The organism is Arsenicicoccus sp. UBA7492 (assembly GCF_002479615.1).
Lineage (GTDB): Bacteria > Actinomycetota > Actinomycetes > Actinomycetales > Dermatophilaceae > Arsenicicoccus > Arsenicicoccus bolidensis.
Genome location: NZ_DLOE01000048.1, coordinates 188,878 through 213,001 on the forward strand (window position 1 = coordinate 188,878; position 24,124 = coordinate 213,001).

The window sequence follows — 24,124 nt, forward strand, 5'->3', positions numbered from 1 at the left end:
AGGGCCGGGGGAAACCACATGTGACGACTCCTAGGGGGCGAACGTCGTTCACCCTAGACCGGGTCGAGCGCCTCGGGCGGCCGCCAGTCAGGCGACCTGACCCGGCATCGCCGGAGGTCAGGCCGGGTCCGCGCGCCCCACGACCGTGCCCGCGCGGTCGATGCAGATGACGTCCACCAGGACCGGCGCGCCCTCCAGGACCTCGAGGGCGGCCTGGCGGGCGGCATACGCGACCTGATCCCCGAGGGGGACCCCGGCCTCCTGGCACAGGGTGAGCGCCTCGAGGCCGGTGTTGACCTCGTGCAGCCGCGCCACGAGATCGGCCGGGGCGCCGGCGCCCTCGGCCAGCGACGCCAGGTGGGCCTTGTCGACCTGCGAGCGCCCCGAGTGCAGGTCGAGATGGCCGTTCGCGAGCTTGGAGAGCTTGGCGAACCCGCCGCAGATGGTGAGCCGCGGGCGGGGATGCTGCCGGAGGTACTTGAGCACCGCCCCCACGAAGTCGCCCATGTCCAGCAGCGCCGGCGTGGGCAGGTCGTAGAGCTCGGTCACGACCCGCTCCGAGGTCGACCCGGTGCAGCCCGCGACGTGCTGGAGCCCCATCGCCTCGGACACGTCGATGCCGCGGCGGATCGAGTCGATCCACGCCGCGCAGGAGTAGGGCACGACCACGCCCGTCGTCCCGAGGATCGACAGCCCGTCGAGGATCCCGATGCGGGGGTTCCAGGTGTGGCGGGCCATCTCGACGCCCTGGTCGACACTGATCTCGACCACCACGTCCGGATCGGCCTCACCGCCGGCGACCTCGCGCAGGGCCGCCCGCATCAGCGTGCGCGGCACCGGGTTGATCGCGGGCTCGCCCACCGCGAGCGGCAGCCCGGGCAGGGTCACCCGGCCGACGCCGGGACCGCCGCGGAAGGTGACGCCTGATCCCGGGTCCCCGTGGCTCACCCGCGCGCGGATGATCGCGCCGTGCGTGACGTCGGGGTCGTCGCCGGCGTCCTTGGTCACGGCCGCCTGCGCCCAGCCGTCGCCGCGGTCCTCGGCCGTGAGCGCGAATGCGGGGGTGCGCCCCCTGGGCAGCGAGATCGTCACCGGGTCGGGGAAGTCGCCGGTCAGCAGCGCCGCGTAGGCCGCCTTGGTCGCCGCCGTCGCGCACGCCCCCGTGGTCCAGCCGGGACGCAGCCCCGTGTGCTCCAGCTGGGCCTCGCGACCGCCCCCCACCTGCTCCATGACGGCATTGTCGCACTGTGGTTCGATGGGTCGCGTGACCACGCGGACGCTCCTCCTGGGCGGGACCGGCGAGGCCCGTCACCTTGCCGGGCTCTTCGCCGAGCGCTCGGGCTCGTATGCCGTCACCTACTCCCTCGCGGGGGTGACCAGTGCGCCGCGGGTCCCTGACGTGGACGTGCGCGTGGGTGGCTTCGGGGGAGTCGCGGGGCTGGCGGCATACCTCCGCGCGGAGCGCGTCGACGTGGTCGTCGACGCCACCCACCCCTATGCCGCGCGGATGAGCGAGCACGCGGCGCAGGCCTGCTCGCAGGTCGGCGTGCCCCTGGTGGCGCTGCGGCGACCGGGGTGGCAGGAGCAGGACGGCGACGACTGGCACCGGGTGCCGACCCTCGAGGACGCGGCGCACATCGCTGCGTACCTGGGTCGGCGCCTCTTCCTGACGATCGGGCGCCAGGAGGTGGGGGAGTTCACGTTCCTGCACGACACCTTCTGCCTCGTGCGGTCCGTGGACGCGCCGGAGGTCCTGCCGGCGTACTCCCACGTCGTGCTGGCCCGCGGGCCCTTCACCGTCGAGGGGGAGCTGGAGCTGCTGCGCGAGCACGCCATCGACGTGATCGTCTCCAAGGACAGCGGAGGCACGGCGACCGCCGCCAAGCTCGAGGCGGCCCGCCGGCTCGGCCTGCCCGTGGTCCTCGTCGACCGCCCCGCGGGGCCCGACGTGCCGACCGTGGAGGACCCCGAGGCCGCGGTGGCGATGCTGGAGTCGCTAGCGTCGCTGGGGTGACGACCATCTCGTACGCCGAAGCCCTGGCGGCGCTGCGCCGCTCGGCCCTGGGAGCGCGCTCCCGCTGGTCCCTCGCCCTGTTCACGTGCGGGTCGGTCGTGGTCGGGCTGCTGGCCGCCGACGGGTGGCGCAACGAGCAGATGGGGGTCGGCTGGTGGCTGAGGCTCGTCTGCGTCCTGCTGCTGGCCGTGGCCGTCTGGCGGGAGGTGAGGGACTGGCTGCGCCGGCGTCGGCTGGCGGCCGCACCCGATGGTCTGCACACGATGACGGTGGCTCCGGAGGTGCACACCACCCACCACCGCCTCGTCGGCGCGTCCGGTGACGTGTGGGACCTGCCGTGGTCCGGGGTGCACGCGACGACGGGCCAGCAGGTGTGGGTGACCCCGCTGGAGGCGGGGCGGCCGTGCTACCTCGTCGTGCCGGGGGCCGAGACCCGGGTCGCCTACGTCGCGAAGGGGGCGACGCGGGTGCCGGCCGAGGCACGCTGACGCGCGTCGTCTGCCACGGCAGAGGCGCGGCGGGCGTCGGGGCTCGTCAGGCGCGCAAGCAGCGACGGCGGGCGCGCCTGTGGAGAACGCACGTGGCGGTCGGCGCGGTCGGCATACGCTCAGGTCGAGCACCACCGTGCCACACCACGTCCACCGGAGGCAGACGACCCCATGACGCACGACGAGGCCCTCGCTGCGCTGCGTCGGCAAGGCAGGGGCCGCTTGCTGACGTGGCAGGTGATCCTCTGGTGTCTGCTCGCCGTGTCGTTCGGCGTGCAGGCCTGGGGCCGCCTGGGCGCGGACCGGTCCGACGGCCTCGGCTGGTCGATGGTCGTTCTCGCGCTCGGCAACGCCGGGATCGTGCTCTCCCAGCTCCCTGCGCTGCGGAGCCGGCGCCGGGTGGTCGACGAGGCGTCGGCGCTGATCGAGTGCCGGGTCGCACCGCAGCGGCCGTTGTCCGGGGTGCGGCTGGTGGATCCACAGGGCAAGGAGTGGGACATCACCTCCGACCAGGTCTACGCGCCCGCGGGTCACCAGGCGTGGCTGACCTCGCTGGAGCCGGGCAGGCCGGCCTTCGTGGTGGTGCCGGGCGTCGCGCCGCAGGTCGTCTACCTCGACCGCGGGCCCGCGCTGGCGGCCATCGGCCACCGCTGACCGCACGCGTCGGTCTGGCGGGGTTGGCGAGGCAGCATCAGCCGGTCGGTCCTCAGCTCCATGGAGACCCAGTATGCCGACCGCCCGTCATCGGACGCGGGCGTGACGTCGCGGGCTGGTCCACTGGCGGGCGGACAGGCTCGTCAGGGCGTAGATCGTGAGCAGGTCCGCCGACAGGCTGAGCATGCTGCCGAGCGTCTGGTTGGGATTCGAGAAGGCCTGGGCGAACTCGGTCATGAGGGTGACGGTGAGGAGCACCACCAGGCACAGGCGCGCCCACCGCCGCCCGAGATAGGTCTTCCACGCCAGCAGGGCGAACATCGCGACGATGAGGGCGTAGTACGCCAGCAGCGCCACCGTGGTCGTGGTGCGCAAGTCGCTCTCGACGCTCTCGCCCAGCACCCCCGACACGTCGCCGGCCGCGAGCCGGACCACGCTGATGCCCACGGTGACGCCGAGCGCGATGGCGCCGAGCACCACGGCCGCGATGATCGAGAACGGGCGGCGGCCCACGTCGTGCAGCGCGTCCAGCGGCTCGGGGACGAGCTCCTCGGGCAGGTCCGTGACGTGCGACACGTCCACGACGGGCAGGTCACCGTCGGTGGCGACCGCGTCCCCGCCGCCGTTGCGGTGGTGGTAACCGGTGGAGAAGTCCTCGATCACGGTGACGGACGACTCGGGAACGGCGTAGGCGACGGTGTCGACGATGTAGTCGCGCTCCACGTCGATGTCGCGGTCGATCTTGTGGGTCACCTGCAGGGTGAACAGCGACAGGCCGACCGAGCGGTCGTAGGTGCCGGCGGCGAGCCAGTCGACCTGGTGCCCTCCGGGGAGCAGCCACCCCTCGGGACAGGGCCAGAAGCGCACGTGGTGCCGTTGGGCCGGGTTGCCCTCGACCTCCTGCTGGTAGGCGAAGGCCTGGATCTCGCCGAAGAGCAGCAGCGGGCTGACCGGCGCCTCGGGATAGCTGCGCCGGCTCAGCGAGGACGAGACGATCCGGGCGCTGGAGGTGAGGTCGACCGGGTCGGCGAGCACCCAGCCGGCCCGCTGCATGGCCGCGTGGATCTGCTCGGCGCTGCCGGTGAAGGCGAGGTTGACCGGATCTCCGAGGAGCCCATCGGTCGTGCGGGCCCGCCCGATGAAGTAGTCGGGGACGTACATCGTGGTGAGGATCCGGTGCAGGCGGGGGAGCGCCAGGTAGGCCATCACCGCCCAGAACAGCACCAGGTAGGACACGTGGACCAGGCTCGTCGTGCTCTCGCGCAGCAGCACGACGCCGAAGGCGAAGGTGAGGCCGGTCGTGACCGCGAAGAAGAGGTTCTCGATCAGGTCGACGAGGCGCCGGCCCCGGATGCTGCCGTCGTTGACCTTGGTCGGCGGGCGCTCGTAGACGGGGGCCGGGCGGGTCACGGCTGCCGCTCGGCCCGCTGCTCCGCTGCCAGCTGGTCGGCGCACTCGCACTGGTGCCGGGCCGCGACGTACGCGTCGCAGACGTCCAGCCCCTCGCGCATCTCGCGCAGCACGGGCTCGACGAAGTTCGTGCGGTAGGCCGGGTCGGCCCCCGCGCTGGCGACGAAGCTGAGGGCGCCGAGTCCCGCGAGCACCAGGCACACCTGGACCATGGGGCGGTTGATCGTGTTGGGGAGGATGGCCAGGAAGCCCTCGAACTGGGCGGGCGCCTTGCCGATCCACTGCGTGGCGGTGCCCTCCGTGATCGACAGCGCACCGAAGGCGAGGAAGCCCACGAAGACCAGGATGGCCAGGAGGGTCACCTGGATCATGGTGACCAGCACGCTGACGAGCAGGACGTTGAACCGCTCGGCGCGGCGGACGGGGTGCGCCTCGGCCTCGGGGTCCTTGGCGTGGTCCTCCAGCATCCGGCCGAGCTCGTCGTTGGCGTTGCCGGCGGCCAGCGAGATGCTCAGCAGGGCGATCACGGCGACGGCGGCCCAGGTGCGCTGCATGGTCAGCTGCGCCGCCACCTGCCAGATCTCGGCGTTGTAGAAGAAGAACAGCATCGTCAGCATCAGCAGCGGGATGACCCGGCTGATCATGGGGCCGAGGGAGTCGAGCTCCCGCCAGGCGCGGCGCGCGGCCCGGCGGAGCATGGTGCCCATGCCCCAGTACGCCGCCGCCAGCACGAGCAGGGTCATGCCCAGCCGCTCCGGGACGGCCGGGCCGTGGCGCAGCGCCGGCAGCAGGTGCTGGGTGGCGAGGGCGACGATGGCGGCCAGGGACACCGCCGTGCCGACCACGCGCGGCAGCCGGCGCAGCACCAGGGACGAGATTCACCAGACCAGAGGGCTGGCGACGGCGAACATCAGGGCGACGCTGCCCGCGATCGCGCGGGGATCCTCCGCGGACAGGTCCTCGTCGCCCACGCCGACGAACAGGGTGTCGAGATAGCCGATCGACACGGTGACGACGAGTAGGCAGAGCAGGGCGGGCGCGCAGCGGGCGAGCAGGCCGCGTCGGCGGGCCCCGCTCTCCAGGACGAGCGGCAGACCGCGTCGTCGCAGCTCGCGGCGCAGCACCTCGAGCCGTTCGCTCGACGTGGCACCGGTCGACGCGGCATACCTGCGCTGGTCATCCCCCATGGGCCACATTGTGGCGCATGACCTGCAGTGTTCCGACCCACCATCGCGTATGGCGAGCCGGGGTCGTCCCCAACCACGGGCGGAGCTGGGGCGTCGTACGACGTGGAGCCGTCCGGGCAGCCTGGCGTCAGATCGACGCGAGCCGCCCGCCGGTGCCGATGATCACCCCCACGCGCGACGGAGATGCACCCGAATGATCGCTACGCCTCCTAGTCATGTCCCACATGACGCAGAGTAATCGGGGGGGCTTGGGGACGACGAGCCGGCTGCCCAAGATCGCCGGGGACGTGGTGACCTGGGGAGCCGTCTGGTCGGCGCTCTCGATCCTCCTGCAGGGATTCAGCTGGCCGATGTGGGTGGACGAGGCGTTCTCGCTGATCGCCGTCCCCACGTCGCCCAACCTGTTCGTCGCGGCGCTGCTGCTCATCGTCGGCGAGGCGCTGCACCGGCGGCTGCGGGTGGCCTGGTGGATCGTCGTGCTGTTCCAGGGGCTGGCGGCGCTGACCTTCCTGTCCGGGCTGGCGTTCGTGTTCTCCGACTTCGACGAGCTGATGAACGACGCCGAGCTGTGGGGCGACATCCCGCCCACCGTTGGGTTGAGCGGGTATGTCATCAGCACGATCGCCACCACCGTGATCTTCATTCTCTTCCTTCGTCGCCGTGCCGCCTTCCCCGCGCAGCGTCCTGCGGGGTCGCTCCGCGAGGCGCTGCTCACCCTGGTCGGTGGCCTGCTCGCGGTGCTGGCGCTGACGTTCGGCTTGTCCTGGCTGGCGTCCGGGACGCTCGCGGGGCCCGGTGAGCGGCTGTGGTGGTCCCTCCAGCGCACGCTGGGCCTGTCGCTGCCGTTCGGGCCCCAGGCCGGCGCTCACGAGGCGTCCCCGTGGCTGGGCACCCTGGCCGGCGTCCTCGCAGCGGGTGTCCTGCTGCTCGCGATCTGGCGCTTCATCCACTCCGCGCGGCGCGCGGAGCTGATGACCGCTGCGGAGGAGCTGCGCCTGCGCGCGCTGCTGGCCAGCAACGGCGAGCAGGACTCCCTGGCGTACTTCGCGACGCGGCGTGACAAGTCCCTCGTCTTCGCACCCGACGGGTCCGCCGCCATCGCCTATCGCGTGGTCGGCCCCGTGTGCCTGGCCTCCGGCGACCCCATCGGGCCGAGCGAGGACTGGCCCAAGGCGATCAACGCCTGGCTCGAGCACGCGCGGCTGCACGCCTGGCACCCCGGCGTCCTGTCGGCGTCCGAGCACGGGGCCACGGCATACGTCGCTGCCGGTCTGCGCGCCCGCAACCTGGGCGACGAGGCCGTCGTCGACGTCGACCGGTTCACCCTCGAGGGGCGGGCCATGCGGCCGGTCAAGCGGGCCGTGGCCCGCGTGCGCGCCGCCGACTGCGACATCACGGTCGAGCGGCACGCGGACCTGCCCGCCAGCACCCTCGACGAGATCGTCCGCCTCGCGGAGCAGTGGCGCGGGGACGAGCCCGACCGTGGCTTCTCGATGGCGCTCAACCGCCTCGGCGACCGGGCCGACGGCCGCTGCGTGGCCGTCATCGTGCGTGCCAAGGACGGGGCGATCTGCGCCGTGCAGTCCTTCGTGCCGTGGGGGACCCGCGGGCTCTCCCTCGACCTCATGCGCCGGTCGCCGGCCGCACCCAACGGCGTCAACGAGGCCATGGTCGCCGCTCTCGTCGAGGCCGCACCGGACCTCGGGGTCCGGCACGTCTCGCTGAACTTCGCGATGTTCCGGTCGGTGTTCTCCGGCGCCGACAAGGTCGGGGCAGGCATCGGCGTGCGGATCGCCGACCGCATCCTCATGGTCGCCAGCCGGTTCTGGCAGCTCGAGTCCCTCTACGAGGCGAACGCGAAGTACCTCCCGCGCTGGGAGCCGCGCTTCGTGTGCTTCGAGACCGTGGGGGTCCTGCCGCAGATCGGCCTGGCAGCCGGTGCCGCCGAGGGCTTCCTGCCCGGCCGCGTCGTCACCCCCGACCGGACCGGCGAGGACCTCACCGTCGTCGACGGGGGAGAGCCCCGACCGCTCGCGGACCTGATCCTCGACCAGGACCGCGACCTGCTCACCCCGCCCCGTCCCACGCGGCGCATCGGCGAGCAGCAGCAGGTCCGGCTCGACAAGCTGACCACGCTGCGCGAGGCCGGGATGGAGCCCTATCCCGTCGGGTGCCCCGGACGTGCAGCGTCGCCGACGCCCTCACCCTCGTGGATGCCGCGGGCTCTCCCGGCGTGGTCTCCGTGACGGGCCGGGTGCGCGCCATACGAGACCTCGGTGGTGTGCTGTTCTGCATCCTTGAGGAGCACGGGGCCCGGATCCAGGGCGTCCTCGAGCGGGACGCCGACAACGGGCCGGACGTGCCGCTGTGGCGGCGCACGGTCGACATCGGGGACCACGTCTCGCTCACCGGGCGCCCCGGCCGCAGCCGCAACGGCGAGGCCTCGATCCTCGTGTCGTCGTGGGTCATGGCCTCCAAGTGCCTGCGCCCCATCCCGGACGCCCGCACCGGGTTCACCAACCCCGAGGCCCGTGCCCGGCAGCGCTATCTCGACCTCATCGTCAACGCCGAGTCCTCCGCCATGCTCCCGGCCCGCTCGCGCGCCGTGGCGGCCATCCGCCACGGCTTCGCTCAGCGCGGCTACATGGAGGTGGAGACACCGATGCTGCAGGCCGTCCACGGCGGCGCCAGCGCGCGCCCCTTCCGCACGCACGTCAATGCCTACAACGCCTAGCTCTACCTGCGCATCGCCCCCGAGCTGTTCCTCAAGCACCTGTGCGTCGGCGGCATGGACCGGATCTTCGAGCTCAACCGCAACTTCCGCAACGAGGGCGCCGACGCCACCCACAACCCCGAGTTCACGTCGGTCGAGGCGTATGCCGCCCACGGTGACTACAACACGATGCGCGAGCTCACGCGCGAGCTGATCATCGAGGTCGCCACCGCCACCCACGGCGAGCCGGTCGCGGTGCGTCCCGGCGCCGACGGCACCGTGGAGCGGATCCGCCTCGACGGCGAGTGGCCCGTCATCAGCGTGCACGAGGCCGTGTCGCGGGCGGCCGGGGTCAACCTGACCTCGGCCTCCACGGTGGAGGAGGCCCGGGCCGTCGCCGACCGGCACGGCGTGCACTACACGCCGGCCATGACCTCGGGCGAGGTCGTGCTGGAGCTGTACGACGAGCTCGTCGAGGGCCAGACGACCTTCCCGACCTTCTACACGGACTTCCCGCTCGAGACGTCGCCGCTCACCCGGACGCACCGCACCGACCCCCGCCTCTCCGAGCGGTGGGACCTCGTGGCGTTCGGAGCCGAGATCGGCACGGCCTACAGCGAGCTGGTCGATCCGGTCGACCAGCGCCAGCGGCTCACCGAGCAGTCCTACAAGGCCGCCGCCGGCGACCCGGAGGCGATGGAGATCGACGAAGGCTTCCTCACCGCGCTGGAGTACGCCATGCCGCCGACCGGCGGTCTCGGCATCGGAGTGGACCGGCTCGTCATGATGCTGACGGGCGCGAACATCCGAGCCACCCTGGCGTTCCCGTTCACCAAGCCGTCCGAGCGCGGCTGACCCAGGTGCGGGGGCGGGCTCCGGCGCTCAGCCGAGGTCGACCAGGATCCGCTCGCGGCTCCCGGCATCGACCAGGTCGTGAGCCGCGGCGATCCGCTCCAGGGGGAGTGGGCGGGCGACGGGGATGGTGAGGGCGCCCGCCGCGGCGGCAGCCGTGAGCTCTCGGACGGCGTCGGCCCTGGCCTCGGGCGGGAAGTCGTCGCTGCCCAGCAGGCGGATCGTGAGGTTGTCGAACAGCATGGGCCAGAAGGGGATTCGCGGTTCCGCCTCGACGGTGCCGTAGGCCGCGACCACGCCGCCCTGCCGCAGCACCTCGGCGTCCAGCGCGACGTTGGCGGAGAACGCCACCTCGACGACGCAATCGACGCCCTCGGGTGCGATCGCACGGATCGCCGACGCGGGGTCGTCGTCCAGGGCGACGGCGTGGTCCACGACATCGAGCGCGGCGTTCAGGTCCGCGGAACGCCGCACGCTGCCGATCACCGTGGCGCCCCCTCGACGCGCCAGCTGCGCGGCGATGCGCGAGACCGCGCCGAGCACGCCGTGGACGAGCACCACCTGCCCCGCCACCGGTCCGTCGCCGTAGACGCTGCGGTGGGCCGTGATGCCGGGAATGCCCAGGCAGGCGCCGAGCTCGTCGCTCACCTCGTCCGGCAGATCCACGGCCAGGTGCTGCGGCAGGACGACATAGGTCGCGGCCGTGCCGTTCGCTCGATAGCTCTGGGCGCCGTGGACCCAGACCCGTCGTCCGACCCGGGCCGGGTCCACCCCGGGCCCGACCGCATCGACCACCCCGGATCCGTCGCTGTGCGGGATGACACGGGGACACGGCATGGCCGCTCCCGTCCAGGCGAGTCGCTTCTTGGTGTCGCCCGGGTTGACCCCGGACAGGCGGACCCGCACGCGCACCTCGCCCGGCCCGGGCTCGGGGTCGCGCAGCTCGCCCACGACGAGCACCTCCGCAGCCGGACCAGGACGGTCGTACCACGCCGCCCGCATCAGCCGACCTGAGCCCGCCGTGTCGCGCGCAGCACGATGTCGCTCTTGTGGTGGGACCCTGCGCCGAGGGCGACGTCGCGATCCCGCTGCTCGTGCACGACGACCTCCCACTCCTCGCCCAGCGCGGCGGCGACGTCCGCCGGGGCGACGTACTCGTCCGGGTCGAAGCCGTGGGAGAGCGAGAGCTCACGGTCGATGTCACCGTGGTGCACCACGAGGAGGGTCCCGCCCGGGGCGACCAGCTCCGCGAGGCGCTGCTCCGCGTCGTGGGTGGGCACCTTCATCAGGGCGGGATACATGGCGCTGACCAGGTCGAAGGACCCCTGCTCCAGATCGGCCTCGAGCAGGGGCGCGGCGACCCCGGTGATCGTCATGCCGGCCTGTCGTCCGGCTGCGAGGGTGCGCTCGACGGCCCGGGACGAGATGTCCAGCGCCGTGACCTCCCAGCCCTGGTGCGCGAGCCACACCGCGTCCGCGCCCTCCCCGCACCCCACGTCCAGCACCCGGCCAGGCGCAAGGTCCTTGCTCTCGACGACGAGCGCCTCGTTGGGGTTGCCGCTCCAGACCTGCTCTCCCGAGTAGCGCTCGTCCCAGTCCTCCGCGGTCTGCGCCATCGGCGCTGGATGGTGGTGGTGCTCCTCGTGCTCGCTCATGGCGCCATTGTGCCCTGCCCTCCCGCGGGGTCCCGTCTTCCGGTCAGAGGTCTCCGCGGGCGCTTCGTGTCAACGGCCGCTCCGCGCGTGCTTCGTGTCAACGGCCTCCACGTTCGGGCGCCCGCTCAGTAGCCCGTCCGACCGTCGACGGCCTCCCGCAGCAGGTCCATGTGCCCCAGGTGGCGGGCGTACTCCTCGATCAGGTGGGTCAGGATCCACCGGAGGTTGACCTGCTTGCCATGCCGGAGACCGCGGACCGGGGCGTCCAGGTCGGACCAAGCCTCGGCGTTGGCGCGGGTGATCGCCAGCTCCTGCTCGTATGCCGCGACGTCCGCCGCAGCCGTCGCGGTCGAGGCTCCGTCGAACACGGCATCAGGCTGCCCGGGCCGGGTGTAGCGGTCCTCGAACCCTGGCTCGTCCAGCAGCACCTTGCGCAGCCAGTAGGCCTCGACCTCGGTCAGGTGCCGGATGACGCCGATCAGGCTGAGGGTCGACGGTGGGACCGAGCGCCGGGCCAGCTGCTCGGTGTCGAGACCGGCGACCTTGAGCAGCACCGTCTCACGATAGAGCTCGAGCCAGGAGTCCAGGCCGGCACGATCGCCCGCCAGCATCGGAGGGTCGCTGCGGTGATCGGCGCGCTCGGGAACGACGGCGGTGTCAGGCATGCCCGCACCGTAGTCGTGCGGACGACGCGGGCGCCAACAACCTGGGTCGGGGATCATGACCGACGATCTCGATCTTGGCCGATGCGCTCAACCGGTTGCACGGCGTGGTGGGGCGGTGTGCCGTCCGCCCGTCGGCGTGATCACGGTGAGCGCCCCGTCCGGGTCGAGGTGCCGGGCGAACCCGGGGGCCTCCATCGCGTAGTTGTGCGCCTCGCACATGCCGACCGCGTTGTCGGCGCTGGTTGGACCGCCCTCGGCGTACGGCTCGGCATGGTCGATGTGGCGGATGGGCGCGTCGCAGTAGGGGACCCGACAGGTCCCGTCCCGCCACACGACCAGCCGCCGCACGACCCCCGTGAAGGTCCGACGCTTCGCGTCGATGGAGGCCAGCTCGCCCGTCTCGGGATCCGCGTAGAGCCGGCGCAGCCACACGCTGGCGGCGTGACAGCCCTGTGCCTGCTCGCCCTCACTCGTCTGGCCGCCGAGGACCAGGGCTCGGGCCAGTGGACCGGGGATGGGCCCGTAGCCCGGGACGGTGGCGGCGTCGTCATCGCCGTCGAGGAGGGTGCGATCGGTCATGATCAGGCCCACCTCGACGTCGATCGTGTCGGTGGACCGCCCGGTCACCAGCTCGACGAGGGTGTCGGCCATGACTTGGGCCCGCGTGCGCTGGTCCTCGGCGCCGCGCGGCGCGTCAGCCGCCCGGATCAACGCGGCGTGCACGGCGACCCCCTCCTTGACCGGGAGCAGGGCGGTGAGCTGCACCATGCAGTCCGGGGCGGGGCGGGTGGAGACGTAGCGATCGGCGGCGGCCTTGGCCGCTGCCCGCATGGCGGCCTGCGGGTCCAGGGCGTAGGCGATCGCGCGAGCGCGCTTGCCCGCCTGGGCCCAGGTGAGTCCAGGCAGCTCGGCCGCCAGCTCCCGGTCAGCACGCAGGCGGTCGGCGCGGCTCAGCGGCGCCAAGGCGGTCACCACCTGAGCGGCCGTGCCCTCGTCGATCAGGCCGGCCGCGTGCAGCAGCCCGCACCGCGGCAGGTGGTGGCGGAGGCTGCGGGCGATGCCGAGGCGTCGTGACGCGGATCCGGCCGAGGCACGCGTGGCGAGCCCGACCTCGGCCGCGAGACCGGCGGGCGTCCGGTCCTCGGGCGTGCCCTGCTCCGCGCGGCGGGTGGCCTCGAGCCCGAGCATGACCCTCAGCTGGGCCGCTCCGGCCGCGTGACGGATCCGCTCCAGCAGGGTGAGCTGATCGACCGCGTCGGCAGGGTCGTCGCCGCCCTCGATCCGGCGGATCAGGTGCAGGATGTCCGGCAGCGTGCCCGGCACGGGGTGCTCGCCCCAGGACGAGCCGCGGAACGCGTCGTGCACCTCCGGTGCCAGCTCGGCCGTGGCAGCGCCCCCGATGGGCACCGCGTCGGCCGTGAGCTCAGGACTCATGGTCGCCTCCTCGTCGATCGACGGATCCCGCCCGGCGGACGGGATCCACGTGAGACGTGAGGGACGCGTGCAGCAGCACGGGTGAGGCGACGTCTTCAGGTGCTTCTCACCCTAGAGGCCACCACTGACAGACCCCCCCCTCCCCCCCCGGGGGTGTAGACCTCACCACCCACGACGACGGGCGGCTCGTGTCGACCGCCAGCGCGCGACCGTGCTGTCTACCTCGCCGCGTAGAGTCGCTCGTCCGAGCCGTCTGCTCCGCCCGACCCAAGGACCACGCCGTGCCTGACCGACCTGAGATCGTCTGCATCTGCGGCTCCACCCGCTTCGTGACCGAGATGCGCGCGGCCAACCGCGACCTGACCTTCGCCGGCGTCATCGTCGTCGCGCCCGGAGAGGCCGACGAGGTGGTCACGGACGAGCAGAAGGCCGCCCTGGACGCCCTGCACCTGCGCAAGATCGACCTGGCTGACCGGGTGCTGGTCGTCAACCCCGGCGGCTACGTGGGGGAGTCCACGCGCAGGGAGATCGCCTATGCCGAGGCCACCGGCACACCCGTCGAGTTCACCGATCCGGTATGACGGGCCGCCCGACCGGTTCCGTGACCCGCCTTGGCCGCCTTGGCCGCCTCGGCCGCCTCGGCCGGGCCAGGGCGCGCATGGCGTTCTTGGGCACCACGCCCCGGAGGTAGGGCTGACTGCGTGATCAGTCCGGGTAGCGGCGTGGCGTCCAGGCCACGACCTGCGCCTCGCCGCCGGGCCGACGCGTGACCATCCGCGTCTGCGACGAGCCCACGAGCAGCAGGGTCCGCATGTCGATCTCGTCGGTGGGCAGGTCCTCGAGCCTCAGGACGCGCACCCGCTCGGTGGGTCCTCCGACGTCGCGCGCGACGACCACGGGGGTGTCGGGGGAGCGCAGCGAGAGGGCGAGGGACTTGAGCTGCACGACCTGCTCGCGCCGCGACCGGGACGCGGGGTTGTAGATCGCGACGACGAGGTCCGCCGACAGCGCGGCACGTATGCGCGACGAGATGACCGACCACGGCTTGAGGCGGTCCGACAGCGAGATGGTGGCGTAGTCGTGGCCCAGCGGTGCACCCGCCCGCGCGGCTGCGGCGTGGGCCGCCGTCATCCCCGCGCAGACACGCACCGGGACGTCGAGATACGGCTCGTCGCAGGCCACCTCGAGCACCGCGGTCGCCATCGCGAAGACGCCGGGGTCTCCGGAGGACACGACGGCGACGTGCCGTCCGCGCCGAGCCAGGTCCAGGGCGAAGGCGGCGCGCTCCGACTCGACCTTGTTGTCCGACTCGTGACGGATCTGCCACGGCCGCACGGGAACTCGCTTGACGTAGGTCGTGTAGCCAACGAGATCCGTTGCGGCGGCCAGGACTCCGCGTGCCTCGGGGGTGAGCCACTCGGCGCCGGCCGGCCCCGTGCCGACGACGGTGACCGATCCGAGCGGCACCGGGGCGCCGATGGGGGCCACGGGGGCGGGTGTTCTCGGCATACGGCTCGGCAGCACGACCACCGAGAAGTAGGGCACCTCGGCGGGGTTCACGTCCCGCGCGGGCAGGGCCCGCTCGCCGGTCATCGTCGCGCGCTCGACGTAGATCGCGTCGTCGAGCCGACCCGCCCGCTCCAGGGCGTCACGGACGCGGCCGAAGGTGCGGCCGAGCTTCATCACGACAGCCGCGTCGGTCGACGAGATCGCCGCTGCGAGAGAGTCGTCCGCGAGCGTGCCGGGGATGACGGTCAGCAGCTCGGTGTCCTCGACGAGCGGCACGCCCGCGGCCGCGGCCGCTGCGGTGATCGAGGTGACGCCGGGGATGACGGTGGTGTCGTATGCCGCAGCCAGCCGCTGGTGCAGGTGCTGGTAGGAGCTGTAGGTGAGGGGGTCGCCGAGGGACAGCACGGCGACGGTCCGCCCGGCGTCCAGGTGGGACGCGAGGCGGACGCGGCACTGCTCGTAGAAGGCGGCCAGCTGGGCGTCGTAGTCGTCGCAGTCCTCCGTCGTGACGGGGTAGACGAGCTGCTCCTCGACGACGCCCTCGCGCAGGTAGGGGTCGGCGATCTGCCGAGCCGTCGACCGGCCGTGCCGGGCGGAGTGGTAGACGACGACGTCGGCGCTCTCGATCGCGCGAACCGCCTTGAGCGTCAACAGCTCCGGGTCGCCGGGCCCCAGGCCGACGCCGATCAGCCGACCGGCGGGGCTGGCGGGGCTGGCGGTGCTGGTGTCACGGGCGGATGGGAGGTCGGCCGGCATCACTCGACCTCGGACGCGATGGCGTTGAGCGCCCCGCAGGTGATGGCCGAGCCGCCGCGACGACCGTGCACGACGAGGTAGTCCAGGCCCAGGGTGTTGGTGGCCAGGGCCTCCTTGGACTCCGCCGCCCCGATGAAGCCGACCGGGATGCCGACGACCGCGGCGGGGCGAATCGCGCTGTGCTCCACCAGGTCCAGCAGGTGGAAGAGCGCCGTAGGAGCGTTGCCGATCGCGACGACGGCACCGTCGAGGCGGTCGCCCCACAGCTCGAGCGCGGCGGCCGAGCGCGTCGTGCCGAGATCGGCGGCGAGCCCCGGGACCCGCGGGTCGTTCAGGAGGCAGAGCACCTCGTTGTCGGCAGGCAGCCTCGTGCGCGTCACCCCGGACGCCACCATCTGGGCGTCGCACAGGATCGGCGCGCCGGCCTGCAGCGCGGTGCGAGCGCGCTGGATCACGCTGGGGGAGTAGGCGATGTCGTCCACCAGGTCGACCTGCCCGCTCGCGTGGATCATGCGCACCGCGACGTAGGCGACGTCCTCGGGCAGCTGGTCGAGCCGCGCCTCGCGCCGGATCGTGGCGAAGGACTGGCGATAGATCTCGGCGCCGTCCTTGATGTAGTCGTGCGTCACGCGATGCTCCCCGCGGTCGTCAGTAGGGCGATGGCCTGGCCGGAGGAGACCTTCTCACGACTGGGTCCGTCCTGGGGCGCGTGGGAGCCGTCGTGGAGGAAGAGCTCGTAGGCGTCGGCCTCGGACGCGACGACCGCGTGGTGCGGCGTGGAGGGGTGGCCGCACTGACGGGCGCAGCCGGACCACATCACGGGCAGGCCGTCCAGCGGCTGGGTGCCGAGGGAGTCGACGAGGTCGCGAGCGCGGGCCTGCACGTCGGCGTGCGACCGGGCGCACAGCGGCAGGCCGGTGCACGCGTGCACGTCCAGCCAGGGGTTGGTCGGGTCGGTGGCCCACCCGGTCCCGGCCAGCGCCGCGAGCAGGGACGGAGCCTCGTGACCAGGCACACCTCGTATGACGATCGCGTGCCACGGCGTCACGCGCAGCTGCCCGTCGCCGTGCTCGGCCACGTCGCAGGCGGCCCGCCACCCAGCGGTGGAGATCGCGGCCATCGGAGCCTTGGCGAGCACCGCGACCCCGCCGTCGCCGTCAGGGACGGCACCTGCGAGCCGCGGCTGCTGCGAGGCACGCCGCACCGCGTGGTCCGCGTGCCCCAGCGTGCCGCCGACCCGGTCGTGCAGGTCGTCGCGAGCGTCGGCGCCGAGGTCGTCGACGTTCCAGACCTCCTCGCCGTGGTCAGCGCGCACCGCCAGCCAGGTGCGGCAGACGTCGGCGAGCGTGGCTGCCACGGTGGCCGGGTCGGCGAGCGGGCCCACGGCATAGGTGTTCTCGTCGCGGCCCGAGCCCAGGGCGAGGACGAGCTGGTCGTGGTGGACCTGGGCCGTGAGGTCGAGCGGCAGCGAGGCGACGTCCCCGGTGCCGTCGTCCAGACCGACGAGGAAGCGACCGGCCAGGCCGACGAGCTCCGGTGCGGCACAGATGGCCTGGTCGAGCGCGCGGGCGACCGGGATGACGTCGGCCCGACCGTCGATGCCGGTCATCGGGCTGACGACGATGTTGCGGGTCCGCTCGTGGGTGCGAGAGGGCAGGAGCCCGGCCGGCTCGACGCGAGAGGGGAACTCGCCTGCCTGCGCCTCGTCGAGACCGCGCATCTGAACGTTGGCGCGGGTGGTGAAGAGCACGTGCCCGTCGCCGAGCTCGTCAGCAAGCTCGCCGACCAGGCGGGCCTGCTCGACCGTCATGGGTGATCCGGCGAGGCGGACGCGCGCGATCTTTCCGTCCGACGCCTCGAACATCCGCAGCGCCCCGGGGCACTTGTCCGGCACGGAGTGACGCTCGAGGACGGGTGGGACGGCAGAGCCTGTGGTCACCATGGTCGTCGAGCATAGTGACCGGGGAGCCACGCCCCGTGAGCGGGGTGGCGGGGCCCCGGGCGTCGTCATACGGGCTGCTAGGCTCCGGACCAGCCGGGACGACCGTCTCGGCCACACCGCTGACGGCATCAGCGGAGGAAGCCGGTGTGACTCCGGCGCGGTCCCGCCACTGTGTGCGGACCCGGGTGCTCCCCGCGGTCCGTGAGCCAGGAACTCCCGCCGTCTCCGCCACCCACGGGCGAGGACACCCGGGAGAGGACCCCATGCTGGCGTTGCTGTCCACGTCGGACACCGACCTGCGGAGCGCACGAGCGGCCGACGGCCCCGTGACCTGGCGCTATGCCAACCCCAACCGCGTCTCGATGCACGAGCTCGACGAGCTGCTGGACGGCACCGACCTGGTGGTCGTGCGTCTCCTCGGAGGCCGCCGCGCCTGGGAGGAGGGCCTGGACCACCTGCTGGCCGGCTCCCGACCCGTCGTGGTGCTGACGGGTGAGCAGGCCCCCGACGCCGAGCTCATGTCGGCCTCGACGGTCCCCGCCGGGGTGGCGGCGCAGGCCCACGCCTACCTCGCGCACGGCGGCGCCACCAACCTGGCCGAGCTGGGCTCGTTCCTGTCGGACACGATCCTGCTGACGGGGCACGGGTTCGCGCAGCCCGAGCCCGCGCCGTCCTGGGGGCCGCTCGACGACACCGTCGCGCTGGAGGCTCCCGAGGGTGACGACCGGCCGTGCGTGGCCGTCCTCTACTACCGGGCGCACCAGACGAGCGGCAACACGACCTTCGTGCGTGACCTGGCCGAGGCCCTCGAGGCTGCGGGCTCGCGCCCGCTCCCGCTGTATGTCGCCTCCCTGCGCGCTCCGGAGCCCGAGCTCATGCGGACCCTGCGCCAGGCGGACGCGGTCATCACGACCGTCCTCGCGGCGGGTGGGACCACCCCGGCCGCGGCCCAGGCCGGCGGCGACGAAGGTGCCTGGGACGCAGGCGCGCTCGCCGACCTCGACGTGCCGGTGATCCAGGGGCTGTGCCTCACGAGCAGCCGGGCGGAGTGGGTGGACAACGCCGACGGCACGACGCCTCTGGACGCGGCGACCCAGGTCGCGGTGCCGGAGTTCGACGGGCGACTCATCACGGTCCCGTTCTCCTTCAAGGAGACCGACGAGGATGGCCTGCCCACCTACGTCGCCGACCCGGAGCGATGCCGCCGCGTCGCGGGCATCGCCCACGCCCACGCCCGCCTGCGTCACGTCCCGGTGGGGGAGCGGCGGCTCGCCGTCGTCCTCTCCGCCTATCCCACCAAGCACGCCCGCATCGGCAACGCCGTCGGCCTCGACACCCCGGCGTCGACGCTGGCCCTGCTGCGTCGCCTGCACGAGAGTGGTTGGGACATCGGCCCGCTCGCGGGCGAGGGATCCCTGCCGGGTCTCGAGTCCGGCAACGGCGACGACCTGATCAAGGCGATCATCGCGCGCGGCGGCTACGACCAGGCCTGGTTGACCGAGGACGAGCTCGCGTCGAACCCCTTGCGCGTCAAGGCCTCTGACTACCACCGCTGGTTCGCCGGGCTGCACGAGGACTTCCGCGCCGCCGTGACCGAGGCGTGGGGCGAGGCGCCCGGCGAGATGTACCTCGACACCTCGCGCGCACCGCGCTCCGCTCGTCGGGGGCGCAGCGACGACGCCGGGCGCGTGCGGGGCAACGACCACGGGGACCAGGGGGATCTCGTCTACGCGGGGCTGCAGGCCGGCAACGTCGTGGTCCTCGTCCAGCCTCCGCGCGGCTTCGGGGAGAACCCGATCGCGATCTACCACGACCCCGACCTCGCGCCGTCCCACCACTACGTCGCGGCCTACCGCTGGCTCGAGGCCGACCAGAGCGACGGCGGATTCGGCGCGCACGCCATCGTCCACGTCGGCAAGCACGGCAACCTCGAGTGGCTGCCCGGCAAGGGCGCTGCCCTGTCGGCCGACTGCGCGCCCGACGCAGTGCTGGGCGACCTCCCGTTCGTCTACCCCTTCCTCGTCAACGACCCCGGCGAGGGCACCCAGGCCAAGCGCCGCGGGCACGCCACGCTCGTCGACCACCTGGTCCCGCCCATGACCAGAGCCGACTCGTATGGCGACATCGCCCGCCTCGAGCAGCTCCTCGACGAGTACGCCACGGTCTCGGCCATGGACCCGGCCAAGGCGCCGGCCGTGCGCCAGCAGATCTGGACCCTCATCCAGGCCGCCCGCCTGGACCACGACCTCGGCCTGACGGACCGGCCGGAGCTCGACGACACCGACGCCTTCGACGAGTTCGTGCTGCACGTCGACGGCTGGCTCTGCGAGATCAAGGACGTCCAGATCCGCGGCGGCCTGCACGTGCTCGGGCAGGAGCCCGTCGGCGAGGCCCGCGTCTCGCTCGTCCTCGCCATGCTCCAGGCCACCCAGATCTGGGGCGGCAACCAGCACCTGCCCGGGCTGCGCACCGCCCTCGGCCTGGACGAGTCCGCCAAGAAGCGCGGCGAGACCGACGACGTCGAGGCCGCCGCGCGAGCCCTGGTGGAGGGCATGGAGGCTCGCGGCTGGACCGCGGACGCCGTCGACGCCGTGCTCGCCGAGATGCCGGAGCGCCCGGGGGCCGATCGCGACGCCATACGAGCCGTCCTGACCTTTGCCGTCGAGGAGGTCGTGCCGCGGGTCGCGGGCACCGCCGGCGAGCTCGACGCCGTCCTGCATGCCCTGGACGGCGGGTTCATCCCGAGCGGCCCGTCAGGGTCCCCGCTGCGGGGCCTGGTCAACGTGCTGCCGACCGGCCGCAACTTCTACTCCGTCGACCCGCGGGCCATCCCGAGCCGTCTCGCCTACGAGACCGGGGTGTCCCTCGCGGACTCGCTGGTGCGGCGCTACGAGCAGGACAAGGGTGAGTTCCCCGCCTCCGTCGGACTGTCGCTGTGGGGGACGTCCGCCATGCGCACCGCCGGCGACGACATCGGAGAAGCCATGGCGCTCATGGGGATCCGGCCCGTGTGGGACGACGCCTCGCGCCGCATCACGGGTCTCGAGGCCGTCCCGCTCGAGGAGCTCGGACGCCCCCGCGTCGACGTCACGCTGCGCATCTCCGGGTTCTTCCGCGACGCCTTCCCGCACGCCGTGGGGCTGCTCGACGACGCGGTGCAGCTGGCCGCGTCCCTGGAGGAGGGTGAGAGCGACAACTACGTGCGTGCGCACGTCCAGGCCGACCTCGCGAGCGGCACCGAGCACCGCAAGGCGACGACGCGCATCTTCGGGTCGCGTCCGGGGACCTACGGCGCAGGCCTGCTGCAGCTCATCGACTCGCGCGACTGGCGCACCGACGCGGACCTCGCCGAGGTCTACGAGGTGTGGGGCGGCTACGCCTACGGCCGCGAGCTCGAGGGCGTCCCGGCGCGCGACGAGATGCGCTCGGCCTATCGCCGGATCCGCGTGGCTGCCAAGAACGTCGACACCCGCGAGCACGACATCGCCGACAGCGACGACTACTTCCAGTTCCACGGCGGGATGGTCGCGCACGTCCGTTCCATCACCGGGGACAGCCCCGAGGCCTACATCGGCGACTCGACCCGCCCCGAGCACGTCGCGACGCGCACCCTGGTCGAGGAGACCTCCCGCGTGTTCCGCGCCCGCGTGGTCAACCCCAAGTGGATGTCCGCGATGCGGCAGCACGGCTACAAGGGCGCCTTCGAGATGGCGGCGACCGTCGACTACCTGTTCGGCTACGACGCCACGACCGGGGTGGTCGCCGACTGGATGTACGACCGCCTCACCAAGGAGTACGTCCTCGACGAGACCAACCGCGCGTTCCTCGCGGAGGCCAACCCGTGGGCGCTGCACGGCATGACCGAGCGGCTGCTGGAGGCGGTCGAGCGCGGGCTGTGGGAGTCGCCCGACCCGCAGGTGCTGGCCGAGCTGCGCGCGGCCTACCTCGACGCCGAGGGTGACCTCGAGGGCGCGGCCGGGGCCGCGCGATGACGGCCGTCGACACCCAGGCCTTCCCGTTCAGCGCCGTCGTCGGGATGGACGACATGGGCCTGGCCCTCTGCCTGTCCGCCGTCTCGCCCTCCATCGGTGGCGTCCTCGTCCGCGGCGAGAAGGGCACCGCCAAGTCCACGATGGTGCGCGCCCTCGCCTCGGTGCTGCCCCCCGTGAAGGTCGTTGCGGGCGACCGGTTCTCGTGCGACCCCACCGCTCCCGACGCCGGGTGCCCGGACGTCGCGCTGCACGGCGACGGCGCGATCACGCGGCCCGTCCGCCTGGTCGAGCTGCCCGTCGGCGCGTCCGAGGACCGGGTGGTCGGGTCGCTGCACCTCGACCGCCTCCTCGCGAGCGGCCAGGTCGCCTTCGACCCCGGTCTGCTGGCGCAGGCGCACCGCGGCGTGCTCTACGTCGACGAGGTCAACCTCCTGCCGGACCACCTCGTCGACACCCTCCTGGACTCGGCCGCGATGGGGCGCGCCCGCATCGAGCGCGAGGGCGTGTCCGTCTCGCACGCAGCGCGATTCGTCCTCGTCGGCACCATGAACCCCGAGGAGGGCGAGCTGCGTCCCCAGCTGCTCGACCGCTTCGGGCTGGCCGTCGACGTCACCGCCTCGCGCGACCCCCGCGTCCGCGTCGAGGTCGTGCGGCGCCGCATGGCCTACGAGGACTCTCCCGTGAGCTTCATCGGCACGTATGCCGACCGCGAGGCCGCCCTCGCCGACCGGATCGCGGCGGCGCAGGACCGCCTGCCCCACGTCCGTCTCGGGGACCAGGCCATCGAGCGGATCGCCGCCATCTGCGCGGCCTTCGACGTCGACGGCATGCGCGGCGACCTGGTCACGGCGCGCACGGCGGTCGCCCACGCGGCCTGGTGCGGGCACGACGAGGTCGGCGTGGAGGACATCCGCGTGGCCGCCCGCCTCGCGCTGCCGCACCGCAAGCGGCGCAACCCCTTCGACGACGGTGGGGACCACGACCTCGAGGACATCCTCGACGACAACCTCCCCGAGCCGGACGGTGACGACGACGGGCCTGACGGCGGCGGCGACGGTGGTGGAGACGGCGGTGGAGCCGACGACGATGGTGCCGACGACGATGGTGCCGACGACGATGGTGCCGAGGTCGATGCTGCCGACGGAGACGGCTCCCGGGACGGCGACCTCGACGGGGGATCCGGCGCCGAGACCCCTCCGCCGACCGGTCAGGTCCCGACGGATGACGGGCCCGGCGACGACGCCCCCATCCCGCCCAACCGCCAGGATCCGAGCGGCGACGCCACGGGAGCGGACCAGCAGGCAGACGACGACGGCGCGTCCGGCGGCCCGGCGCGTGGCCGCGGCACGACGGGGGAGCGGGCCGGATCGGCATACCGCGCAAGGCTGCTCACCCTGCCCACCGCGGGCACCGGTGTGGCAGGCCGACGCTCGACGGCCGACACGACGACCGGGCGCCACGTGCGCGCCGTGGCGCCCGACGACCCACGGGGACAAGGGATCTCGCTGACCGCGACGGTGCTCAGGGCCGCGTCCCGCGCGACGACGGCACGGGCCGTGGGCGACCCGCTGGGGGTGCGCCCGAGCGACCTGCGCCGCAGCGTGCGCCGGGGCAAGGAGGGCAACCTCGTCGTCTTCGTCGTCGACACGTCCGGCTCGATGGGCGCGGCCCAGCGCATCCGCGAGGTCAAGACGGCGTGCGTGTCGCTGCTGCTCGATGCCTACCAACGACGCGACAAGGTGGCGGTCGTGACCTTCGCCGGAGCGCGGGCCGACCTCGTGCTGCCCCCGACCACGAGCGTCGAGCTGGCCGAGCGACTGCTCGCACGGGTGCCGACCGGGGGGCGGACCCCGCTGGCCGAGGGGCTGCAGAGCGCCTACGAGGTGGTGCGCCGCGAGCACGCCAAGGACCCCCACCGTCGTGCGCTGCTGGTCGTGCTCACCGACGGACGCGCGAGCTCCGGTGGGCGCCAGGCGATCCCACGAGCCCACCGGGTGGCCGACGGCATCGCCCACGCGGGGATCGCCAGCGTGGTCGTGGACTGCGAGCAGACGCGGGCGGGCTTCCGCCTGGGGCTGGCTCGCGAGCTCGCCGGGCACCTGCGCGCCGAGCTGATCGACCTGCAGGGCGTGGCGGCCGAGGAGCTGGCCGGCGCCGTCCGACACCGAGACCGCCTCTCCACCAGCGTGACCCGAGCCCCGAGGAGCGTGGCCTGATGCCCCAGGGAGTCCCCACCACCGTCCCGCAGGACGGCCTCACCACGAGACAGCGCCGCAACCGACCGCTCGTGGTCGTGCACACCGGCGAGATGAAGGGCAAGTCCACCGCGGCCTTCGGGCTCGCACTGCGCGGCTGGAACCAGGGCTGGCGGGTCGGGGTCTTCCAGTTCGTCAAGAGCGCCAAGTGGAAGGTCGGTGAGGAGAACGCCCTCAAGGCCCTCGGCCGCCTCCACGAGCAGACCGGCGAGGGCGGCCCGGTCGAGTGGCACAAGATGGGCGAGGGCTGGAGCTGGACCCGCAAGGCGGGCTCCGACGAGGACCACGCCCAGGCCGCGCTCGAGGGCTGGCGCGAGATCCAGCGTCGCATCGCCGCCGAGGCGCACGACGTCTACGTCCTCGACGAGTTCACCTATCCCATGAAGTGGGGCTGGGTCGACGTCGACGAGGTCGTCGCCACGCTGCGGGACCGACCCGGCCACCAGCACGTCATCATCACGGGTCGCGACGCCGACCCCCGGCTCGTCGAGGCCGCCGACCTGGTCACCGAGATGACCAAGGTCAAGCACCCCATGGACGCCGGGCAGAAGGGCCAGCGAGGCATCGAGTGGTAGCCCCGTCGACGCGGCTGCCCCGC

General features: G+C 73.0%; 19 protein-coding genes, 1 pseudogene and 1 riboswitch. Of the genes and pseudogenes, 9 read left to right on the plus strand and 11 right to left on the minus strand.

What is annotated here, in order from left to right:
* Positions 1-117: 117 nt before the first annotated feature.
* Entirely contained in the window at positions 118-1,230 is a 1,113-nt protein-coding gene (locus tag B4E97_RS15095; RefSeq protein WP_286960537.1) for a cobalt-precorrin-5B (C(1))-methyltransferase, read from the minus strand.
* A gap of 25 nt (positions 1,231-1,255) precedes the next feature.
* Between B4E97_RS15095 and B4E97_RS15100 the strand changes: the two genes are divergently transcribed.
* From B4E97_RS15100 to B4E97_RS15110, 3 genes are all read left to right on the plus strand, one after another.
* Positions 1,256-2,014: a cobalt-precorrin-6A reductase gene (locus B4E97_RS15100; protein WP_286960538.1), complete on the plus strand. Its 759-nt coding sequence runs from the start codon at positions 1,256-1,258 to the stop codon at positions 2,012-2,014.
* Entirely contained in the window at positions 2,011-2,502 is a 492-nt protein-coding gene (locus B4E97_RS15105; RefSeq protein ID WP_019286989.1) for a hypothetical protein, read from the plus strand. The genes B4E97_RS15100 and B4E97_RS15105 overlap by 4 nt, the downstream gene beginning before the upstream one ends.
* Before the next feature lie 171 nt (positions 2,503-2,673).
* Positions 2,674-3,156: a hypothetical protein gene (locus B4E97_RS15110; RefSeq protein WP_286960540.1), complete on the plus strand. Its 483-nt coding sequence runs from the start codon at positions 2,674-2,676 to the stop codon at positions 3,154-3,156.
* An 87-nt stretch (positions 3,157-3,243) separates the two neighbouring features.
* Here B4E97_RS15110 and B4E97_RS15115 read toward each other — a convergent pair whose 3' ends face one another.
* From B4E97_RS15115 to B4E97_RS15125, 3 genes are read right to left on the minus strand one after another with little or no spacing between them, the layout of a single operon-like run.
* Positions 3,244-4,566, minus strand: coding sequence for an LssY C-terminal domain-containing protein (locus B4E97_RS15115; protein WP_286960541.1), 1,323 nt, complete (start codon positions 4,564-4,566; stop codon positions 3,244-3,246).
* Complete coding sequence (locus B4E97_RS15120) at positions 4,563-5,432, minus strand: hypothetical protein (protein ID WP_286960542.1); 870 nt, start codon at positions 5,430-5,432, stop codon at positions 4,563-4,565. The genes B4E97_RS15115 and B4E97_RS15120 overlap by 4 nt, the downstream gene beginning before the upstream one ends.
* Before the next feature lie 12 nt (positions 5,433-5,444).
* The gene (locus B4E97_RS15125) at positions 5,445-5,753 is read right to left on the minus strand and encodes a hypothetical protein (protein WP_286960543.1); all 309 of its coding nucleotides are present in this window, start codon (positions 5,751-5,753) and stop codon (positions 5,445-5,447) included.
* 248 nt (positions 5,754-6,001) lie between these two features.
* Between B4E97_RS15125 and B4E97_RS15130 the strand changes: the two genes are divergently transcribed.
* Together B4E97_RS15130 and B4E97_RS15135 are read left to right on the plus strand one after the other, a co-directional pair.
* Positions 6,002-7,999, plus strand: coding sequence for a phosphatidylglycerol lysyltransferase domain-containing protein (locus B4E97_RS15130; RefSeq protein WP_286960545.1), 1,998 nt, complete (start codon positions 6,002-6,004; stop codon positions 7,997-7,999).
* A 35-nt stretch (positions 8,000-8,034) separates the two neighbouring features.
* Positions 8,035-9,321, plus strand: a pseudogene (locus B4E97_RS15135) (lysine--tRNA ligase).
* Between the two features lie 27 nt (positions 9,322-9,348).
* Here B4E97_RS15135 and B4E97_RS15140 read toward each other — a convergent pair.
* The 4 genes from B4E97_RS15140 to B4E97_RS15155 form a co-directional block, all read right to left on the minus strand.
* The gene (locus B4E97_RS15140) at positions 9,349-10,269 is read right to left on the minus strand and encodes an NADPH:quinone reductase (RefSeq protein ID WP_239263290.1); all 921 of its coding nucleotides are present in this window, start codon (positions 10,267-10,269) and stop codon (positions 9,349-9,351) included.
* Positions 10,270-10,319: 50 nt separating this feature from the next.
* On the minus strand, positions 10,320-10,973 hold the full coding sequence (locus B4E97_RS15145; protein WP_084412277.1) for a class I SAM-dependent methyltransferase: 654 nt from the start codon (positions 10,971-10,973) through the stop codon (positions 10,320-10,322).
* A gap of 125 nt (positions 10,974-11,098) precedes the next feature.
* On the minus strand, positions 11,099-11,638 hold the full coding sequence (locus B4E97_RS15150) for a DinB family protein (protein WP_286960547.1): 540 nt from the start codon (positions 11,636-11,638) through the stop codon (positions 11,099-11,101).
* Positions 11,639-11,725: 87 nt separating this feature from the next.
* Positions 11,726-13,072, minus strand: a complete 1,347-nt coding sequence (locus tag B4E97_RS15155; RefSeq protein ID WP_286960548.1) for a DUF222 domain-containing protein — start codon at positions 13,070-13,072, stop codon at positions 11,726-11,728.
* Between the two features lie 281 nt (positions 13,073-13,353).
* On the opposite strand from B4E97_RS15155, the gene B4E97_RS15160 reads away from it, so the two are divergent.
* The gene (locus tag B4E97_RS15160; RefSeq protein ID WP_019286999.1) at positions 13,354-13,653 is read left to right on the plus strand and encodes a hypothetical protein; all 300 of its coding nucleotides are present in this window, start codon (positions 13,354-13,356) and stop codon (positions 13,651-13,653) included.
* Between the two features lie 124 nt (positions 13,654-13,777).
* Here B4E97_RS15160 and cobJ read toward each other — a convergent pair whose 3' ends face one another.
* From cobJ to B4E97_RS15175, 3 genes are read right to left on the minus strand one after another with little or no spacing between them, the layout of a single operon-like run.
* Entirely contained in the window at positions 13,778-15,337 is a 1,560-nt protein-coding gene (cobJ, locus tag B4E97_RS15165) for a precorrin-3B C(17)-methyltransferase (protein WP_029209954.1), read from the minus strand.
* Positions 15,337-15,966 carry a precorrin-8X methylmutase gene (locus tag B4E97_RS15170; protein ID WP_029209955.1) on the minus strand — a complete coding sequence of 210 codons (630 nt, stop codon included), beginning with the start codon at positions 15,964-15,966 and terminating at the stop codon, positions 15,337-15,339. Before B4E97_RS15170 ends, cobJ begins: the two co-directional genes overlap by 1 nt.
* Positions 15,963-17,279: a nitrite/sulfite reductase gene (locus tag B4E97_RS15175; RefSeq protein WP_029209956.1), complete on the minus strand. Its 1,317-nt coding sequence runs from the start codon at positions 17,277-17,279 to the stop codon at positions 15,963-15,965. Before B4E97_RS15175 ends, B4E97_RS15170 begins: the two co-directional genes overlap by 4 nt.
* 134 nt (positions 17,280-17,413) lie before the next feature.
* Positions 17,414-17,495, plus strand: a riboswitch (cobalamin riboswitch).
* 47 nt (positions 17,496-17,542) lie between these two features.
* Between B4E97_RS15175 and cobN the strand changes: the two genes are divergently transcribed.
* The 3 genes from cobN to cobO are packed head-to-tail and all read left to right on the plus strand — an operon-like array spanning position 17,543 to position 24,101.
* Positions 17,543-21,271 carry a cobaltochelatase subunit CobN gene (gene cobN / locus B4E97_RS15180; RefSeq protein ID WP_286960551.1) on the plus strand — a complete coding sequence of 1,243 codons (3,729 nt, stop codon included), beginning with the start codon at positions 17,543-17,545 and terminating at the stop codon, positions 21,269-21,271.
* A complete protein-coding gene (locus B4E97_RS15185) occupies positions 21,268-23,487 on the plus strand; it encodes a VWA domain-containing protein (protein WP_286960553.1) in 2,220 nt (739 codons plus the stop codon). The genes cobN and B4E97_RS15185 overlap by 4 nt, the downstream gene beginning before the upstream one ends.
* Positions 23,487-24,101 (plus strand): cob(I)yrinic acid a,c-diamide adenosyltransferase, encoded by a 615-nt coding sequence (gene cobO / locus B4E97_RS15190; protein ID WP_029209959.1) that lies wholly within the window; start codon positions 23,487-23,489, stop codon positions 24,099-24,101. Before B4E97_RS15185 ends, cobO begins: the two co-directional genes overlap by 1 nt.
* Positions 24,102-24,124: the final 23 nt, after the last annotated feature.

Coding starts and splice junctions, on each gene's coding strand:
- B4E97_RS15125 (WP_286960543.1), bottom strand. CDS start 5,753: ATGGGGGATGACCAGCGCAGGTATGCCGCGTCGACCGGTGCCACGTCG.
- B4E97_RS15150 (WP_286960547.1), bottom strand. CDS start 11,638: ATGCCTGACACCGCCGTCGTTCCCGAGCGCGCCGATCACCGCAGCGAC.
- B4E97_RS15110 (WP_286960540.1), top strand. CDS start 2,674: ATGACGCACGACGAGGCCCTCGCTGCGCTGCGTCGGCAAGGCAGGGGC.
- B4E97_RS15155 (WP_286960548.1), bottom strand. CDS start 13,072: ATGAGTCCTGAGCTCACGGCCGACGCGGTGCCCATCGGGGGCGCTGCC.
- B4E97_RS15175 (WP_029209956.1), bottom strand. CDS start 17,279: ATGGTGACCACAGGCTCTGCCGTCCCACCCGTCCTCGAGCGTCACTCC.
- cobJ (WP_029209954.1), bottom strand. CDS start 15,337: ATGCCGGCCGACCTCCCATCCGCCCGTGACACCAGCACCGCCAGCCCC.
- cobN (WP_286960551.1), top strand. CDS start 17,543: ATGCTGGCGTTGCTGTCCACGTCGGACACCGACCTGCGGAGCGCACGA.
- B4E97_RS15100 (WP_286960538.1), top strand. CDS start 1,256: ATGGGTCGCGTGACCACGCGGACGCTCCTCCTGGGCGGGACCGGCGAG.
- B4E97_RS15145 (WP_084412277.1), bottom strand. CDS start 10,973: ATGAGCGAGCACGAGGAGCACCACCACCATCCAGCGCCGATGGCGCAG.
- B4E97_RS15095 (WP_286960537.1), bottom strand. CDS start 1,230: ATGGAGCAGGTGGGGGGCGGTCGCGAGGCCCAGCTGGAGCACACGGGG.
- cobO (WP_029209959.1), top strand. CDS start 23,487: ATGCCCCAGGGAGTCCCCACCACCGTCCCGCAGGACGGCCTCACCACG.
- B4E97_RS15185 (WP_286960553.1), top strand. CDS start 21,268: ATGACGGCCGTCGACACCCAGGCCTTCCCGTTCAGCGCCGTCGTCGGG.